This window comes from Thalassospira sp. UBA848 (assembly GCF_002295455.1).
Classification (GTDB): domain Bacteria; phylum Pseudomonadota; class Alphaproteobacteria; order Rhodospirillales; family Thalassospiraceae; genus Thalassospira.
Genome location: NZ_DBGS01000055.1, coordinates 28,981 through 46,653, shown reverse-complemented (window position 1 = coordinate 46,653; position 17,673 = coordinate 28,981). Strand labels below are relative to the sequence as shown.

Here is a 17,673-nt window from a genome sequence, read left to right as displayed (position 1 = left end):
TTCGGCTTCGAGTTCGTCGTTGCGAATGGCATTGGTTTTAAACACCTGAACCGCCTGTGCCATCTGGCCGATCTCGTCCTTGCGGGACTGTCCGGGGATTTCAACACCCAGATCACGATCAGCAAGCCTGCGCATGATGGCCGTGATGGCAATGATCGGACGCGACAAACGGTCGCCCATAACCCAGGCCAGGATCATGCCAAGAACCGCACCACTGATTGATGCGATCAGGATTTCGGTTTCGGCCAGAATGATTTCGCCGACGACTTTTTCAAAGATGTTCTTTTCTGCCACCACCAGTTCTTGTTTCAGCGCCTCGGCATCGGCGATGATGCCCTCGGACGCTTCGCGCATGGTGCCATGAACGGTCGCGACAATTTCCAGTTCATCAGCCCGGATCTTGTCAAATACCTGCCGGTAATCAGCGAACAGTTCCTTGGCTTCGTTAAGGACGGCGACAAGTTCACCAGACAATGGTTGATCCCCGATGCGGCCCAGTGCGGCTTCAAGTTTGGCAAATTCGTCGGCAGATTTGGCACCGAAACTGTCATCCTGACGACCAATCAGGATATTGGCGTAAAGCCTTGCTAGAAGGGCATGCTCGCGCGCGGCCACAGTGCGTTTAAGCAGTTCGATATCGCCGGTATCCTCGGCATGTGCCACCAGCTTGTCCAGATCGGTAACGATCTTGATCCCGTCTGGTTCCAGGCGATCAAGGATCAGGGAATGATACTCGTCACTGAGGCTTTTGGCCGAAGCAAAGCTTGCAAGATAAACGTCAAGCTCCTGACCGATATGCTTGATGCGGCTCCGGTGCTCTTCGCCGATAAACTGCTCGTGTGCATCTTCAAGCATCAGCTCAAGCTGTTTGGCATAAGTAATCACTGCTTCGGCATCTGCCGGGTCTGCGGTATTGGCAAACTCACGTGCATGGCTGTTAAAGCGCAGGAACTGTGTTTCGATCTCGCTGATCAGGGCTGCTTCTTCGACATAATGTGCGTATTCATCGACATCATGCGACACCGCCACGAAGGTAAAATAAGCAAACCCCAGCGCGGCAATCAGAATTGCCAACACCACCGTAAAACCAGCAAGAATTTTTGATTTTATCCGCATATTAGCCAACCCACCTGAGTTAAGAACCAAAGCAGAGGACCCCGAAACCATTGTCATTCTCCATATAGGGCGAAGACCGTTATCAATTTCGCCAGCTCAGACTAATGCAACGCGCAACGCCCCCCCTATCCCCAAACGAGGACGGGGAATAACCAGGCATACATACCGCCCTGAAATGAAAGTGGGGAAAGGAAATGCAACTTCAAGGAGACATTCTTCTTTCATCACAAAAAGAAGTTCAACCGGATCAATTAATGACCAGATGATGAGGCACACTGATCCACAGGCATCAATTTCCGCCATACAAGCTGGTTGAATTTTATTGCTAAGCCATGCTCGCAACACGCCGCGCCGGTAGTGTCTCAACTGCCCAGTCGGGGTGTCTGCTAGTCTGCGGCAATGCGAAGCAAATCCTTCGGAACATCATCCGATCCGGATGCAAGCGCCGCATATGCTGGCGGCACCATCAACCTTACCGGATAGGGTGACAGACTGATTTCACAAGGTAGTTTACCCGCACTTTCCCCATCAATCTGCAGCGGTGCCGGTCCGCAATGACTGTTGATCGTGATGCGCTCTGCCCGGACCACCGAAACATCACTTTGTACATGCAAGCGGTTCAAGGTCAGCGCCAAGCCATAACGCGACAGGGCACCGATCCCGTTACCGGGCATCATGACCACATCAAGGCTGTTCTCGGTCAAGCTGGCTTCTGGCGAGATGATAAATGCCCCGCCATAATGGCGGGCATGGGTCACGACCACACCCGACACCCGGTAATGTTCCCGACCGATATTGACTTCAAAATCACGATGACGCGGAAAGAAGATGTTGCGCAGTCCTTCAAGAACATAGGCTCCCTTGCCGATCAGGCGTTTCAGGCGCAGCGATACATTGGCCACCGTATCCGCATCGGCGCCCATGCCGACCATCAAAAAGAATGCCCGGCCATTAACCAGTCCCGGACGCACCCAGACCATGCCGGGATTGTTGATGTAATCGGCAATCGCCCTTGCCTTGACCTCAAGACCGACCTCAACCGCCAGCACATTGGCCGTTCCAAGCGGAATAATACCAAGTGGCGGGACTTCGTGCCCTTCGATCTGGGCATCAAGCAGCCCGTTCAGCGCCTCATTCAAGGATCCATCACCGCCCGCAACAAACAGACGTTGATGCGCGCGGACCTTGCGCGCCAGTTCACGGGCGTGTCCCGGATGGGTGGTTTGAAGCAAGTCCACTTTGACACCGGCATGTTGCAATATCTGGGACAAAAACCGTTGTTTGTTGCCCCCGGCACGCGGATTAAAGATGACAGTCACGTCCGTATCGGGCATCTGGACCAACTTCCGAAATAAAAATGAAATAAATTTTTCATGCGCCCTAACATATGAAATAAAAATTGTAACAGTTGCTTTACAGAACCGCGAAATTTCTGTGAACGGGTTATATAATCGCATGATTTGTTTTAAACGGATACTGGTTGGGGACAGTATTCGGCAAGACAAATTGTCGAATTCCAGCCGTCCTTTTGGCAGGATACGGAGGAGCGGCAATGACAGCGATGACGCTGCAACCGCATTACCGCACGGTCTGGATTTCAGACGTCCATTTGGGGACACGTGGATGTCAGGCAGACCTTCTATTGGATTTCCTCAACGAAGTAACGGCAGACACCTATTATCTGGTCGGTGACATCATTGACGGCTGGCGACTCAAGAAAAGCTGGTACTGGCCGGAAAGTCATCATGCCGTGATCACGACAATCATGGAAAAGGCAAAGAATGGCGCCAAAGTCATCTTCGTCCCCGGCAACCATGATGAATTCGCCCGTGAGTTTGTCGACATGACATTCGGCCATGTCGACGTCAAAATGAACGACATCCACATCACGGCTGATGGCAAACGCCTGCTTGTCATTCATGGCGATGAATTTGACGGGGTCGTCAAATATGCTAGGTGGCTCGCCTATCTGGGTGATACCGCATACAACCTTGCCATCACCCTGAACCGCCATTTCAACAACCTGCGCCGTCGCCTCGGCTATGGGTACTGGTCGCTTTCGGCCTATCTCAAGAACCGGGTCAAAAACGCTGTTCAGTTCATCTGCAACTTTGAAAATGCCGTCGCCCACGAAGCTGCAAAACGCAAGGTGGACGGTGTGGTTTGCGGACACATCCATCACGCTGAAAAGCGCGAAATCGGTGATGTGCTCTATTGCAATGACGGGGACTGGGTCGAAAGCTGCACTGCCCTTGTCGAAGACATGGATGGCAAGCTTGAATTGCTGCACTGGGCTGAAATGCGCCAGATGGCGATGAGCCATTCAAGTCCCGGTCGCGACGCCGCAAGCGCGCCTTCGCTTGGCCTTGGCAAACTGATTTCCATGTTCCGCACCGCCCATAATTCGGGCTCTTCTGCATCAGGCTCATCGAAAAAGGGCAATGATGCACCGATTGGAAAGACTGCATGAAAATACTGATCGTAACCGATGCCTGGTATCCGCAGGTCAACGGTGTAGTCCGTACCCTTGAAACCGTACGGGGCGAGTTGGGCGAGATGGGGCATGACGTTCATGTCATCTCACCCGATCAGTTTAAAACCATCCCCTGCCCGACCTATCCGGAAATCCGGCTGGCCCTTTTTGCCAAGCGCAAAATGGCCAAAATGATCGAGGCCCTTCATCCCGTCGCCATTCATATTTCAACAGAAGGGCCACTGGGTCAGGCTGCACGGGCCTATTGCCTGAAAAACGGCATTCCGTTTTCGACCGCCTATCACACGCGCTTCCCGGAATATATTCATGCCCGCTGGCGTCTGCCGCTTTCGATCCTTTATCGCGGCATGAAGCACTTCCACGGCAAATCGCAATCGGTCATGGTCGCGACCGAAACCCTGCGTCAGGAACTGTCCGACTGGGGCTTTAACAACCTGCACATCTGGTCACGCGGTGTGGATCTTGATCTGTTCCGCCCACGACCGGACGCGAGCTTTGGTGACTTCCCCAAACCGCACTGGCTGTTTGTTGGCCGTGTCGCGGTGGAAAAGAATATCGGCCATTTCCTTGACCTTGATTTGCCCGGCACAAAGTTCGTTGTTGGCGACGGCCCGCAGCTGAATGAACTCAAGGGCAAGTATCCCAACGCGCAGTTCCTTGGCAAAAAAGTTGGTGAGGAACTGGCGACAGCATTCGCCGCGGCGGATGTTTTTGTCTTCCCCAGCAAGACCGACACATTCGGGCTGGTGATCCTTGAGGCACTGGCATCAGGCACCCCGGTTGCCGTCTTCCCTGTTCAGGGACCAGCAGACATCGTGCGCGACACCAAGGCCGGGGCGATTGATGCCGATCTTCGCGAGGCTGCCTTGGCCGCACTGGATCTGAAAAGCGAAGATGCCCGCGCACTGGCCGAACAATATAGCTGGCGGAACTCGGCCAACCAGTTCCTGCACAATCTCGCACCGTTTTCCGGTGGATTTGACGGGATCAAGGCGGTGCGTGTGTCGCTGGATGATGTTGCATGCGCCAGCACGACAAGGCCGGATGCAACCGCCGACGACCGGGGTACCGACGCAAATACAGGGACCGCGCCCATCGGCCAACCTGCACAATAGGCCGGGCATTCAAGCCTAACGGTAAAGGCTTTTGCGCAACGTCCGATAGGCCCAAAGCCCGTTCAGCGCATCTGTGCCCAGCCAACGGCGGAACGGACGCAGCAGCAGGTAAATCGGCCGCAGAAGACGGACCACCTTACGCAGCGGCACCAATTGCGGGGCGGTTTCGCCAGCGGCCTGAACATATGCTTGCCAACCGGACCGCAGCAGTTCCGGGCGTTTTTTGAACTCGCGCTGGATGGAAAACACAAACAGCAAAACATCACGCGCCTGTGCATCGGCAAGCGGCATACGCGCGTTTGGGTCTTCTTCGAAATCAATAAAACCGATCTGACCATCATCACGCAGGGTCATATTGCGCAATAGCGGCGCACCATGTGCAACGCCTTCGCCATGCAACCGTGCCAAGGCCTTGCCAGCATCGACAACATACGCGCGAACGGCGTTATCGTCGCCTTTCAGCACGTCATCTTCGATACAGTTTTTCAGAATGCGGCCATTGTCGCCAATGGCAATCCAGTGATCTGCGACATCAATCAGATCAGGGACCAGAACGCCAACCTGGGCTAGTTTGCGTAATGTTGCAGCTTCGCTTTCAAGTCCGGCCTGTCCGCCCGGCGACACCGTCGGACGCAATAACTGGATGCCTGTAATGTTTGCCGCAAAACGCTGAACCCGGTGCCAGACCTTGTGCTTGGCTCGAACAGATTGCTTCACCCAAATACGACGGTTGTCCCAGCGCAGCGGAAAGACACGCGCCCCCACACCCTTGGCAAGGGTACTTTCAACAAGTGCGTGGAGTTGCTCGTTCATTTATTTGTCTTATATGTCGCAGTTGGCAATCTGCTGTAATGCAGACCATTTTTGTGTCCGATAAAGCGTTTCAGCAGCTTGCCGCCCTTGTCCGAGCGTGCTAGCAACAGCGCGTGCAATTTACTTTTATAATGCCGTATCCATAACGATAGTATCAGTTCGATACAATCTGGAAATGGCAAAGAAGGCCGGGATCAAATCATTGCCAAAGAATTCGTTGGATCATACTGCAGAACACTGGGGTACCTGGCCGCTGGTCAAGCGTATCGTGCGAGATGCGGTTGCCCCCTATTTTGGCAAAATCCTGCTTGCCCTTCTGTGTATGGCGGCGATGGCCGGTGCGACCGGTCTTTACGCGCTTTTGATGGATCCGATCATCAATGATGTTTTCATCAACAAGAAGGAACACATGCTTGTGCCCGTTGGCGCGGCGGTTCTTGGCTCCTTCGCGCTCAAGGGCTTTGCCAACTATGGCCAGACCGTTTTGATGAGCTATGTTGGCGGGCGTATTCTGGCCGATCTGCAAAACAACCTTTATGAGCATGTCATTCGGCTGGATATCGGATTTTTCCACAGCACCAATACCGGCAAGCTGATCACACGCTTTACCAATGATATCACTGCAATGCGTGCAGCAGTTTCAAACTCGCTCACCGGGTTTGGCAAGGATCTTCTGACCGCCATCGTTTTGGTCGGCGTCATGTTCTACAAGGACTGGCTGCTGGCGATTATCGCCTTTACCGTATTTCCTGCGGCGATCTATCCGATTGCGCGGCTGGGCAAGCGCATGCGCAAGGTTTCCGCCAATACCCAGCAACAAATTGGCGAATTCGCCACCCTGCTTGAACAGACCTTCCAGGGCATCCGCCATGTGAAGGCCTACGGCATGGAGCCCTATGAATGCTCGCGCATGGGCAAGCTGGTTGAAACCGTCTTCAATCTCAGCTTCAAGGCACAGACCGTCAGCGCACGTTCATCCCCCATCATGGAAACACTTGGTGGTGCCGCGATTACCGCAATCATCATTTATGGTGGTAGCCGCGTTATTGATGGTGCAAGTGACCCGGGCAGCTTCTTTGCCTTTATCACCGCACTGCTTCTTGCCTATGAGCCGGTCAAACGTCTGGCCAACATCAACATCACTCTGCAGCAAGGCCTTGCTGCATCCCAGCGTGTTTTCACGGTTCTTGATATCGAACCGGAAATCAAGGACGCCCCCGATGCCAAGGACCTTGTGGTTTCGGGCGGCAACATCAACTTCAAAAACGTTGCCTTTGCCTATAACTCGGAAATCACAGCGCTGCGTGAGATTGATCTGGATATCAAGGCGGGTGAAACTGTTGCCCTTGTCGGCCCATCTGGTGCAGGTAAATCAACCATCCTCAACCTGATCCCGCGTTTCTATGACATTGATCAGGGTGCTATCACCATTGATGGTCAGGATATCCGGAATGTGACGCTTGAAAGCCTGCGCAAGGCGACCGCACTTGTCAGTCAGGAAATCACCCTGTTTGATGATACCGTGCGCGCCAATATCGCCTATGGTCGTGCCGGGGCATCGGATGCCGAAATCGAAGAAGCCGCACGGCAGGCCGCTGCCCATGACTTTATCGGACAGCTGCAACATGGCTATGACACGATTGTCGGCGAACATGGTGTGAAGCTGTCGGGCGGGCAGCGTCAGCGTATCGCCATTGCGCGTGCCATGCTGAAGAACGCGCCGATCCTGTTGCTTGATGAAGCCACATCCGCCCTTGATACGGAATCCGAACGCCACATTCAGGGGGCGCTGGCCGAACTGATGAAGGGGCGCACCACCCTTGTGATCGCGCACCGTCTGTCGACCATCGTTGATGCCGACAAGATTTGCGTCATCAGCAACGGGCGCGTCACCGAACAGGGCAAACACGACGAATTGCTCGAACAGGGAGGGGCGTATGCCCATCTCTATAACTTGCAATTCTCGGAAGAAAACGGAAACTGATCCGGGCAACTTCGGGACAAACTTGCGTGCAGTGGCATAAACGGATCATAAAAAGCGATACAATGCGCAGCACACTGTGCTGGCTGGCGGCATCGTATGTGCGCCTGATGCGAACCACAGGGCGCTGGCGCACCGAAGGCGGCGACCATCCGGCCCACTATCTGACAGAAGGCAAACCGTTCATCGTTGCCTTCTGGCATCAGCGCCTGTTGATGATGCCCTATACGTGGCGATCTGTTGGCGGGGACCGGCCGTTTAACATGCTGATTTCATCGCATCGTGACGGGGAAATCATTTCTCGTACGATTGCGCGGTTTGATATCAAGACCATCGCCGGATCGACCGGCAAGGGCAAAGGCGGTGCCGCAGCCCTGCGCCAAATTCTTAAAGCGTTGAAAGCCGGTGAAGTTGTCGGCATGACCCCCGATGGCCCGCGCGGTCCACGCATGCGGGCATCGGACGGCATTATTCAGGCCGCCCGAATGGCCGGTGTACCGATTTTCCCGCTGACCTATTCGGCCTCTAATCGCAAGGTCATTCAAAGCTGGGATCGGTTCATTTTACCGCTGCCATTTTCTCGCGGTGTTTTTCATTGGGGCGATCCGATCTTTGTCGACCGCAAGCTTGATGAAGAAAACATGGAAGCCAAACGGGTTGAGCTCGAAAATGCCCTGACCGAGCTCACCCAAAAAACCGATCAGTCATTGGGTCTTGATGTTATCCCGCCTGCTGCGCCCGATGAACTCCCCAAACAAAAGCGATCGGCCATTGCGGCCGGGGAAACAGGGTCATGAGCCTGTTTTACGCCTATCGCGCGGCAACCCGCCTGCTTGGTCCGGCGCTAAACCTTTATCTGAACCGTCGCAAGAACCGCGGCAAGGAAGATGCAGGCCGGATCGGTGAACGCTTTGGCCATCCGGGCGCAGCCCGTCCAAAGGGCCATCTGGTCTGGATACATGGTGCCAGTGTTGGTGAATCCCTTTCCGCCTTGCCGGTGATTGATGAAATCCGCCGTCGTTATCCGGACGCTTCCATTCTGGTAACCACTGGCACGGTCACATCGGCGACCATGATGCACGCGCGCCTGCCCCATGGTGTCATTCACCAGTTTGTCCCGATTGACCGTCAGGTCTGTGTCGCACGTTTCCTTCATCACTGGAAACCTGATGTCGCGCTTTGGCTTGAAAGCGACTTCTGGCCGAACCTTTTGACCAAGGCAAAAAAGGCGGGCGTCAAACTTGCCCTTCTCAATGGCCGGATTTCCGAAAAGAGCTTCAAGGGATATTCACGCTACCCGTCCTTCATCCGTCCCGTTATTTCCGCCTTTGATGTTATCCTGACACAAAGCAGCGACGAGACCGAACGCTTCGAAAGCCTCGGCGCGACATCGGTTCAAACGGTTGGGAACCTGAAATTTGCCGCCCCGCCGCTCCCGGCAGATGAGGCGGCCCTTTCCAAGCTGCAGGAACAGATTGGCACCCGTCCGGTCTGGTTGGCCTCAAGCACATTCAAGGGCGAAGAAAAGATTGCCGGCGAGGTACACAAAAATCTTGCCAAGGACCATACAGGGGTCCTGACCATCATCGTCCCGCGGCATCCCGACCGGGCAGATGATATTGAATCCGATCTGGTCGCGCAGGGTCTTCAGGTTTCGCGTCGCAGCCTAGGCCATGACATCACCCCGGGAACGGACATATATCTTGCCGACACCATGGGCGAGCTTGGCCTGTTTTACCGGATTGCGCCGGTTGTCTTCATGGGCAAAACCCTCTGTGTCGGCGGCGGGCAGAACCCGCTTGAACCAGCACGCCTTGACTGCGCCATCCTGCATGGCCCGGATATGAGCAATTTCGCGGCCATCAGCGCCGAGATGCTAGCCAGCAGCGCATGTCGTCCTGCAACCGATGGGGATGACCTTGCCCGACAAGTTGCGGTGCTGCTACGCGACACGGAAAGTGCCAAAAAGGTTGCGAAAGCAGCACTGGATTACGCAAATTCCAAGGCAGAGGTCCTTGATAGAACACTTGATGCCTTGCGCCCCCTGATGGCGCAAAAGGACATCAAAGAGGTGGATCATGCGTGACCCGGAATTCTGGCGACATGAAGGTATTATCCCAAAACTTCTAAGCCCGCTTTCCGCGGCTTGGCGGGCAGGCACGTGTTTCCGGAACCTGACCACAACCCCGCGTCATCCCGGTTGCCCGGTTTTTTGCGTTGGCAACTTCACTGTCGGCGGGGCCGGAAAAACACCCACCGCTGTTGCGCTTTATAACCTGCTGACAAAACTTGGGCGCACGCCGCATTTCGTTAGTCGCGGTTATGGCGGATCCATCGAAGGCCCACATCGCGTCGATCCCGACGCTGACACCGCTGCCAAAGTCGGGGACGAACCGCTTTTACTTGCCCAGCACGGACCCGCCTGGATTTCACGCAACCGTGCGCTCGGTGCAGAAACGGCACGAAATGCCGGGGCGAATGCCATCATTTTGGATGATGGCTTGCAAAACCCGTCCCTGATCAAGGATTGCAGCTTTGCCGTGATTGACAGCAGTTATGGCATTGGAAATGGGCGTGTCATGCCTGCTGGCCCGATGCGTGAATCCCTGATCAGCGGCCTTGAGAAGGTGCACGCCATCATCCTGATTGGCGACAAGACACCTGAATTCATTGCGCACCTCCCGGCGTCGGTTCCGGTGCTGCGCGCCGGAATAGAACCGATCAACGGCGCGGAGTTCGATCAGTCCCGTGTTCTGGCCTTTGCCGGTATTGGTCGGCCATCGAAATTCTATGACAGCCTCCGAAAGGCAGGCGCTCAAATCATCCAGACACGTGACTTTTCAGATCACCACCCCTTTACGGCGCAAGAGCTTGGCGATCTGCGTGCCGAGGCGGCACGGCTTGATGCCAGACTGGTCACCACCCAAAAGGATCTGATGCGCTTGCCATTACAGGACCGGGACGGCATAAGCAGTCTCGACATTCGTCTGGTGTTCGAGGCACCAGATCAGCTTGCAAAGATTGTGACATCAGTACTTGCCGATGGATAAGAACAGCCAACTTTACAAAATGCGCCAGAAATACATCTCCCACCCGCTGCAGGGTTTTGGGGCGTATCTGGTCTACTGGATGTTTGCCCTGATGCCCGTTGACATGGCATCGGCGGTTGGTGGTTGGCTTCTGCGTACCTTGGGCCCCAAAGTCGGCCAAACCAAAAAGGCACGCAACAATCTGGTTGCAGCGTTTCCGGAAAAATCCTCCGAAGAGATCGACAAGATCATTGTTGGCATGTGGGACAATCTTGGCCGTTCGGCTGCCGAAATTCCCCACCTGCATAAAATGCGCCCGGGTGGATCCCGCATCGAAATCGTTGGCATTGAAAACGGCCTTGCCACCAAGACTGATGGCAAACCTGGCCTGTTCTTTTCCGGCCATATCGGCAACTGGGAAGCGACCATGTGCATCGCCGAGGTGCTTGATATGGACATGATGAGTGTCTATCGCGCGCCGGATAATCCGTGGGTAGAAGGCTTGTTCATGCGAGCGCGCAAAACCTTTAAGGGGAAACTGGTCAAAAAGGGCCCGGAAGGCGCACGCAAGCTCACGCGCTATCTGAAAGATGGCGGTCATGCCTGCATGCTGGTTGATCAAAAGATGACAGACGGGATCGCCGTGCCGTTTTTTGGCCGCGATGCAATGACAGCCCCCGCACTGGCACAATTTGCCCTTAAATACGATGCGCCAATCATCCCTGTTCGTTCAGAACGCCTTAATGGTGCGCATTTCCGCGTGACGTTCTATCCGCCACTTGAAGTCACCAAAACCGGTGACCGCCGCGCCGATACTCTGGCAACCATGACCGATGTGAACACCACCATGGAACGCTGGATCCGCGAGCGCCCTGAACAATGGCTTTGGCTGCATCGGCGCTGGCCAAAATAAATACCGGTGCCAGACGATTTCGTCCCAATATTAACAGAATAAGAACCCTGCTCACGCAAACTGCGGGTTCGCTTCCTGTCGAACGCGTCTCCGGAGCTGCCCTTTCTTGCGCCGTTTATTGATCATTTTGTGTCTTATCCTTGCCGGGTCGATCTTTGTCGCCTGGCCAACAATGGCACTGGATCAGGATGACACCAGCATTCGCGATACCGCGCGCGATATCCGCCTGAAGATTTCCGATCTTGATCAGCAACTTAAGGAACATCTGCGCCGTGCCCTTGAAGAATTCGGCACGCGTCCGGTGGAATGCACCACGGATCAACCACGCAAATCACTTTCGAAATGCATCGAAGAAGACGCCCGTGATCTGACGCGAACGACGATCACCATTGCCTCATCTGGTGGGGATGATGCCGACCTTCTCGACGATCTTGCCGATACCGAAGAACGCTTTGCATTGTTCACACGCGAAATGAACAAGACGAATGACCTGCTCGCACGTGCGGGTGCAAAACTTTACCTCACCAGCCTTGATGTCGCGCCAGAAATGGACCAGCTGCGCCGCGATGTCATCGTGTTTATCGAACGCAAACAGGCCTACGAACTGCGCACCAAGCAGGCACTACTGATTGCAACCGTCGCCATTATTCTCATCGCGATCTTCTCGTTGATTTTTGCCGTTATTCAGCGGTTCAGGTGACTACGACCTGATGCCCGTTGCGGCGTCCATCACCAATGGCCGAAAGATTGTCCCCCCCAAGGCTGACCTTGGCCGCGTGTACGCCGCCAAAGAACATGTCCTCACAATCCCAGCGTTGTTGATTGGCAAGGCTTAAGCCGTCAAGCAACGCGCCATCAAAACCCGGCTCGACCGATAAAAGATCATCTTCCACATGCATGCGGGGTGCTGAAATCGCCCCGTGCAAGGTCATGTCGAAGGCATCTATGTTAAGCAAAACCTGCAACATGGTTGACCGGATACGGTTTGATCCGCCCGATCCAAGCGCAACCGATGCCCCGTCTTCGCCCAAATACAGCGATGGCGTCATCATCGAGGTCATCCGAACGCCGCATGGCCAGTTATGAAAGCCCTCCGGTGAAAGATCTGCCTCGCCCAGCATGTTGTTCAACATGATGCCGGTTCCGGGCACAACCCGCCCGGAAGTGGATCCGTTTGAAATGGTCGCTGCAGCAAGATTTCCCTTGGCATCCACGACAGAAATATGGGTCGTACCCTGCTGACTAAGCGGACGTTCGCCAATCATCGATCGATACCGCTCGCAAAGCTCATCGCCCAGAATCGACGGGCTCGCCCCGTGATCCCCACGCGCAAGACCTGTTGCATGAATGATCCGCGATATCGCTTCAAGATGGCGTTCAGAACCAAATGCCCCCAGCGCCATTTCACGCGCCAGCTTCAATCCAAACCCGACCAAAACCCCGCCCGATGCCGGTGGCGGGTTTAAAACAAACCGCCCCTTGCGCCCGGTGATCAGCAAGGGATCGCGCACCAACACGCGATAGTCCGCCAGATCCTGTGCTGTCAGATATCCGCCATGGTCAGCACATTCACGCACAAGCGCAGTACCAAGGTCCCCCTGATAAAAGCCCTCTGCCCCGCTTTCGACCAAATAGGCAATGCTGTCAGCTAGGTCGGGTTGACGATGGGTCACACCGGCATCCAGCAACTCGAAATTGTCGGGATCGGTTTTACCTGCCTTGCCAAAGACTTTTCGGCTATCTGTGGAAAAGGCCAGAAGCGGTTCGACAATCCCCATGACATAGCGTTGAAATGCATCAAGTTTGACGCCATTGCGGGCCGCCTCAATGGCGGGCTCGGCCAATTGTGCCATTGGCAGTTTGGCAAGATCGTCATGAACCGCGAACAAACCCGCGACCACGCCCGGTGTTGCCACCGATCCATAGCCGCCATGAAATTCCTGCGTCACACCACCGGCAAAGGTCGCAAGGCGGCTTTCAAATTCAAGGTCTTCCCGTGATCGCTTTTCAAGCGGGGTTTCAACAAAGAAATCATAAAGCCTGGGCGTCTTCCCGGCAGGCCTGGCCATGACAAAGCCACCACCGCCAAGGGAAGCCAGAACCGGCTCTGCCACACAGGCCGCCCACATTGCGGCAATCACCGCATCAAAGGCATTGCCGCCTTCTTCAAGCACACGGGCCGCAGCACGTGCGGTAACTGAATGTCCTGCAGCAACGGCCCCGTGGGTTTTCATGATTTTGATTTCCCGTCAGTTATTGGCGTCTGCCGTCTTTCGCACTTCTTCCATCGGCGGGACCAGCAATTGGGCATCAATTCTGGCTGGCCCAACATTGACCCGCCAATCCAGATGCGGACCGGTTGACCGGCCCGATGATCCAACCTTGGCGATCACATCGCCCTGCCGCACGACATCACCGACCTGCACATTCATCTCCGACAGATGCAAAAAGGCCGACACAACGCCAAGGCCGTGATCAACAAACAATGTCGCACCGGAAAAATACATATCGGGGTGCGCCAGCGTCACAATACCATCCGCTGGCGCAATGACGGGCGTGCCAGCCGGAACCGCGATATCAATGCCCCAATGCGGCGCACGCGGCTCGCCGTTCAGAATCCGTTGTGATCCATACACGCCACTGATCGGGCCCACTGCCGGCCAGACAAAGCCGCTTTGCAGGAAATCCTCGGCAAAACGTTCGGTTCGCGCTTCGCGCGCCTGACGCGAATCATCCTGAATGCGGCTGATGACGTCCGGGTCGGGGTTGACCATTTTGGGTGCCAGGCCGTCAATACGCTGAATATTGAATTCACGATCAGCAATGTCGTAACTGAACGACTCAACACTGCCGTCGGCATGGCGGACACTGACCCGTGCTGGGCCTTCGTAATCACGCGGGAACCCCAAAACGAACCGGCCATCCGATGCGATAGTGTCAATCGCCACATCATCAAGCAACACCTTGGATCCCGCATCGGTTTGCCCAAAAACAATCCCGCCCTGAACAAACTGGCCTTGATAGGTTGGCTCGGCCGCCTCGGCAGACAACCCAACCATCAGAAGGCCAGCTGCGGCCAGCATGCCGGAAATGGTCATACGCATCACAAGAGGCTCCCTTGCCTGTCATCGTCCTTGGGACTTGGATTTTTCTTCTTTGCCGGTTTTTGCCTGGCTGGCTTTTCGGCCTTCGCGGTCGCTGGCTCTGAGGATGTCTCTGTGTTGGCAGCATCCCCAGTTCCGCCCGTGTCAGAAGCGGGTTTGACATCGACACCCGCGCCTGCCGTCACCCGTGTCACGCCATCGCCCATTTCAAGATCATATCCTTCACCCGCAACAATATCAGCCGACTTGCCAATCAGATTTCCTGCGCTATCACGCACCACGGCGAAACCGCGTTTCAGCACATTGCGATAGGAATAACTCTCCAACAGCCGGTCGTAACGGGCAAGTCCCTCTGCCTCGCGGTTAAGCGTATTGCGAATGGCAGCTTGCAGACGGGTACCAAGATCAATGATCTGTTTGTCGGCCCGGGCAACGTCGCGCTTGGCATCACTTGGTCGCAGGCCCGCAGTTGCCCGATCAAGGCGGGATTGCTGCATCTGAAGAGCGGATTTCATCGCACCATCCAGACGAAGCGCCGCATTGTCCAGACGCCCGCGTTTTTCCGAAAGCTGTTCACGCGGGCTGACCAGTCGCGCGCTGGCCTCGTTCAACCGCGCCCGGGCTTGTTGCGTGACATTGACCGCTGCGCGCGGCAAACGATCCGCCCAGTTATCAAGGGTCTGGCTGCGTTCCTCAAGCATGCGCTTGGGATCGCCCAAACCACGCGCCAGACTTTCAAGTGCCGTTTTCTTTTCAACGCCCAAACGCCGCACGGCTTGGGCCAGGCGAACACCATCTTCCTCGACCTGGCCGATCAGCTCGCCGCGCACTGGTACGGCCTTTTCCGCCGCCCCGGTCGGGGTGGGCGCGCGCAGATCGGAAACAAAGTCAATCAACGTGGTGTCGGTTTCATGCCCGACGGCCGAAATCACCGGAATATCGGACTCGGCCACCGCCCGGGCAACGATTTCCTCGTTAAACGACCACAGATCTTCAAGCGATCCACCACCGCGCGCAACAATCAGCACATCCGGGCGCGGGATCTGGCCATAAGGCAAAAGATCATTAAAACCGCGCACGGCTTCGGCCACCTGATCGGCTGCCCCCTGTCCCTGCACAAGGACCGGCCATAGCAAAACCCGGCGCGGGAAACGATCGCGCAGGCGATGCATGATATCGCGGATCACGGCACCCGTGGGCGATGTGACAATCCCGATGACATCGGGCAGGAACGGGATCGGCTTTTTGCGTTCGGGCTCAAACAGGCCTTCGGCAGCCAGTTTCTTTTTGCGTTCTTCCAGAAGCTTTAAAAGCGCGCCTTCACCCGCGACTTCCATCGTCTCGATAACGATCTGGTATTTTGATCGGCCCGGAAAAGTTGTCAGGCGCCCGGTAACGATGACTTCCATGCCGTCTTCGGGCACAAGGCCAAGCTTGCCCGCCTGCCCGCGCCAGCACACACCATCAAGCACCGCCTTGTCGTCTTTCAGCGCAAGATACATATGCCCACTGGCCGCGCGCTTGAACCCGGAAATTTCGCCGCGCACCCGAACAAAGGAAAAGGCATCCTCCACGGTCCGCTTCAACGCATTCGAAAGGTCGGAAACTGAAAATTCGGGCGCATTTCCTGTTTTCACAGGCGTTTCTGGAACCGGGGCATAAGGGTCGAACAAATCTTGCGTCATCAAGGGTACTTTATGCTAAAAGCCCGCATTATTTGTTAAGCGGGGTGGGTTTGGCACAAGCCTAGTTCATCGCGCATGGACCATCAAGCAATCGGACAAGTCGAAGGATAAAGTCATGAAGGTTCTGGTCGTTGGCGGCGGCGGACGTGAACACGCACTGTGCTGGGCGATTGCGCGCAGCCCGCGCATTTCCAAACTGTGGTGTGCACCGGGCAATGCCGGGATTGCAGACAGCGCCGAATGCGTTGCGATTTCCGATAGCGACATTGATGGTCTGGTAAATTTTGCCTCGGACAACGCGGTTGATCTGGTCGTTGTCGGCCCAGAAGCCCCGCTGGTTGCTGGCCTTGTTGATGCACTGGATGCCAAAGGCATCAAATCATTCGGCTGTTCCAAGGCAGCCGCCCAGTTGGAAGGCTCCAAGGGCTTCATGAAGGATATGGTGGCAAAGTTCGGTGTGCCGACCGCTGCCTATGGCCGTTTTACCGATCCCAAAGACGCCAAAGCGTTTGTCGAGAAACAGGGCGCACCGATTGTGGTCAAGACCGATGGCCTGGCGGCGGGCAAAGGTGTGACCATTTGTATGACAAATGACGAAGCCTTTGCCGCGATTGAAGAATGCATGGTGGGCGGCAAGTTTGGCGATGCAGGCGCGGAAATCGTGATCGAGGAATTCCTCAAAGGTGAGGAAGCCTCATTTTTTGCTGTTTGTGATGGCGAAAACGTCATTCCGCTGGTCGCAGCCCAGGATCACAAGGCCGTTGGCGAAGGCGATACCGGCCCCAATACGGGCGGCATGGGGGCCTATTCCCCGGCCCCGGTCTTTACCGATGCGGTCGAAGCCAAGGTCATGGATCAGATCATTATCCCGACCGTCAAGGGCATGGCCGCAGAAGGCCATCCGTTCAAGGGTGTGCTGTTTGCCGGTCTGATGATTGATGATGCAGGCAATCCGAAACTGATCGAATACAACATTCGTTTTGGCGACCCGGAATGTCAGGTGCTGATGACGCGTCTGAAATCAGACGTGCTTGATATCCTTGACGGGGCGGCCACCGGCACGCTCGATAAAGTCAAACCCGAATGGCACGATGAAACCGCGATGGTGGTTGTTATGGCGGCGAAGGGCTATCCGGGGTCCTACGAAAAAGGGACCGAGATCAAAAACGTTGCGGCGGCAGACGCCATGGACAAAGTCAAGGTCCTGCATGCCGGCACCAAGATGGATGGCGACAAGCTGGTTGCGACCGGTGGCCGCGTTCTTGGTGTGACCGCGCGCGGTGCGACGGTGACCGAAACCCAGAAACGCGCCTATGAGGCGGTTGATGCAATTGATTGGGATGGTGGTTTCTGCCGCCGCGATATCGGCTGGCGTGCGGTTGCCCGCGAACAGGGCTAAGCACCAAACAGCCCCAGATGCTGA

15 protein-coding genes are annotated in these 17,673 nt (G+C 55.6%); 9 read left to right on the top strand and 6 right to left on the bottom strand.

Annotated features, from left to right (window positions below; genetic code table 11):
* Together B2R48_RS07295 and B2R48_RS07290 are read right to left on the bottom strand one after the other, a co-directional pair.
* Positions 1-1,116: HAMP domain-containing protein (locus B2R48_RS07295; protein WP_296999146.1), on the bottom strand; the 1,116-nt coding region annotated here is incomplete at its 3' end.
* Positions 1,117-1,502: 386 nt separating this feature from the next.
* Positions 1,503-2,450 carry a diacylglycerol/lipid kinase family protein gene (locus B2R48_RS07290; RefSeq protein WP_296999144.1) on the bottom strand — a complete coding sequence of 316 codons (948 nt, stop codon included), beginning with the start codon at positions 2,448-2,450 and terminating at the stop codon, positions 1,503-1,505.
* Between the two features lie 218 nt (positions 2,451-2,668).
* Here B2R48_RS07290 and B2R48_RS07285 point away from each other — a divergent pair, with 218 nt between their 5' ends.
* Both B2R48_RS07285 and B2R48_RS07280 read left to right on the top strand, forming a co-directional pair.
* Positions 2,669-3,586 carry a UDP-2,3-diacylglucosamine diphosphatase gene (locus B2R48_RS07285; protein ID WP_296999142.1) on the top strand — a complete coding sequence of 306 codons (918 nt, stop codon included), beginning with the start codon at positions 2,669-2,671 and terminating at the stop codon, positions 3,584-3,586.
* The gene (locus B2R48_RS07280; protein ID WP_296999139.1) at positions 3,583-4,725 is read left to right on the top strand and encodes a glycosyltransferase family 4 protein; all 1,143 of its coding nucleotides are present in this window, start codon (positions 3,583-3,585) and stop codon (positions 4,723-4,725) included. The genes B2R48_RS07285 and B2R48_RS07280 overlap by 4 nt, the downstream gene beginning before the upstream one ends.
* A 15-nt stretch (positions 4,726-4,740) precedes the next feature.
* Here B2R48_RS07280 and B2R48_RS07275 read toward each other — a convergent pair whose 3' ends face one another.
* Entirely contained in the window at positions 4,741-5,538 is a 798-nt protein-coding gene (locus B2R48_RS07275; RefSeq protein ID WP_296999137.1) for a hypothetical protein, read from the bottom strand.
* Between the two features lie 175 nt (positions 5,539-5,713).
* Between B2R48_RS07275 and B2R48_RS07270 the strand changes: the two genes are divergently transcribed.
* The 6 genes from B2R48_RS07270 (at position 5,714) to B2R48_RS07245 (ending at position 12,161) form a co-directional block, all read left to right on the top strand.
* A complete protein-coding gene (locus tag B2R48_RS07270) occupies positions 5,714-7,522 on the top strand; it encodes an ABC transporter ATP-binding protein (RefSeq protein ID WP_296999135.1) in 1,809 nt (602 codons plus the stop codon).
* 62 nt (positions 7,523-7,584) lie between these two features.
* The gene (locus B2R48_RS07265) at positions 7,585-8,316 is read left to right on the top strand and encodes a lysophospholipid acyltransferase family protein (RefSeq protein ID WP_296999133.1); all 732 of its coding nucleotides are present in this window, start codon (positions 7,585-7,587) and stop codon (positions 8,314-8,316) included.
* A complete protein-coding gene (locus tag B2R48_RS07260) occupies positions 8,313-9,605 on the top strand; it encodes a 3-deoxy-D-manno-octulosonic acid transferase (RefSeq protein ID WP_296999131.1) in 1,293 nt (430 codons plus the stop codon). Before B2R48_RS07265 ends, B2R48_RS07260 begins: the two co-directional genes overlap by 4 nt.
* Positions 9,598-10,569, top strand: coding sequence for a tetraacyldisaccharide 4'-kinase (gene lpxK, locus B2R48_RS07255; protein WP_296999129.1), 972 nt, complete (start codon positions 9,598-9,600; stop codon positions 10,567-10,569). Before B2R48_RS07260 ends, lpxK begins: the two co-directional genes overlap by 8 nt.
* Complete coding sequence (locus B2R48_RS07250) at positions 10,562-11,461, top strand: lauroyl acyltransferase (protein ID WP_296999127.1); 900 nt, start codon at positions 10,562-10,564, stop codon at positions 11,459-11,461. The genes lpxK and B2R48_RS07250 overlap by 8 nt, the downstream gene beginning before the upstream one ends.
* Positions 11,462-11,567: 106 nt before the next feature.
* The gene (locus B2R48_RS07245; RefSeq protein ID WP_296999125.1) at positions 11,568-12,161 is read left to right on the top strand and encodes a hypothetical protein; all 594 of its coding nucleotides are present in this window, start codon (positions 11,568-11,570) and stop codon (positions 12,159-12,161) included.
* Here B2R48_RS07245 and B2R48_RS07240 read toward each other — a convergent pair.
* From B2R48_RS07240 to xseA, 3 genes are read right to left on the bottom strand one after another with little or no spacing between them, the layout of a single operon-like run.
* Positions 12,154-13,695, bottom strand: coding sequence for a gamma-glutamyltransferase family protein (locus B2R48_RS07240; RefSeq protein ID WP_296999123.1), 1,542 nt, complete (start codon positions 13,693-13,695; stop codon positions 12,154-12,156). The genes B2R48_RS07245 and B2R48_RS07240 overlap by 8 nt on opposite strands.
* Before the next feature lie 15 nt (positions 13,696-13,710).
* Positions 13,711-14,565, bottom strand: a complete 855-nt coding sequence (locus B2R48_RS07235; protein WP_296999121.1) for a M23 family metallopeptidase — start codon at positions 14,563-14,565, stop codon at positions 13,711-13,713.
* A complete protein-coding gene (gene xseA / locus B2R48_RS07230; RefSeq protein ID WP_414716179.1) occupies positions 14,565-16,250 on the bottom strand; it encodes an exodeoxyribonuclease VII large subunit in 1,686 nt (561 codons plus the stop codon). The genes B2R48_RS07235 and xseA overlap by 1 nt, the downstream gene beginning before the upstream one ends.
* Positions 16,251-16,365: 115 nt before the next feature.
* Here xseA and purD point away from each other — a divergent pair, with 115 nt between their 5' ends.
* Positions 16,366-17,649 carry a phosphoribosylamine--glycine ligase gene (purD, locus tag B2R48_RS07225; RefSeq protein WP_296999118.1) on the top strand — a complete coding sequence of 428 codons (1,284 nt, stop codon included), beginning with the start codon at positions 16,366-16,368 and terminating at the stop codon, positions 17,647-17,649.
* Positions 17,650-17,673 lie beyond the last annotated feature (24 nt).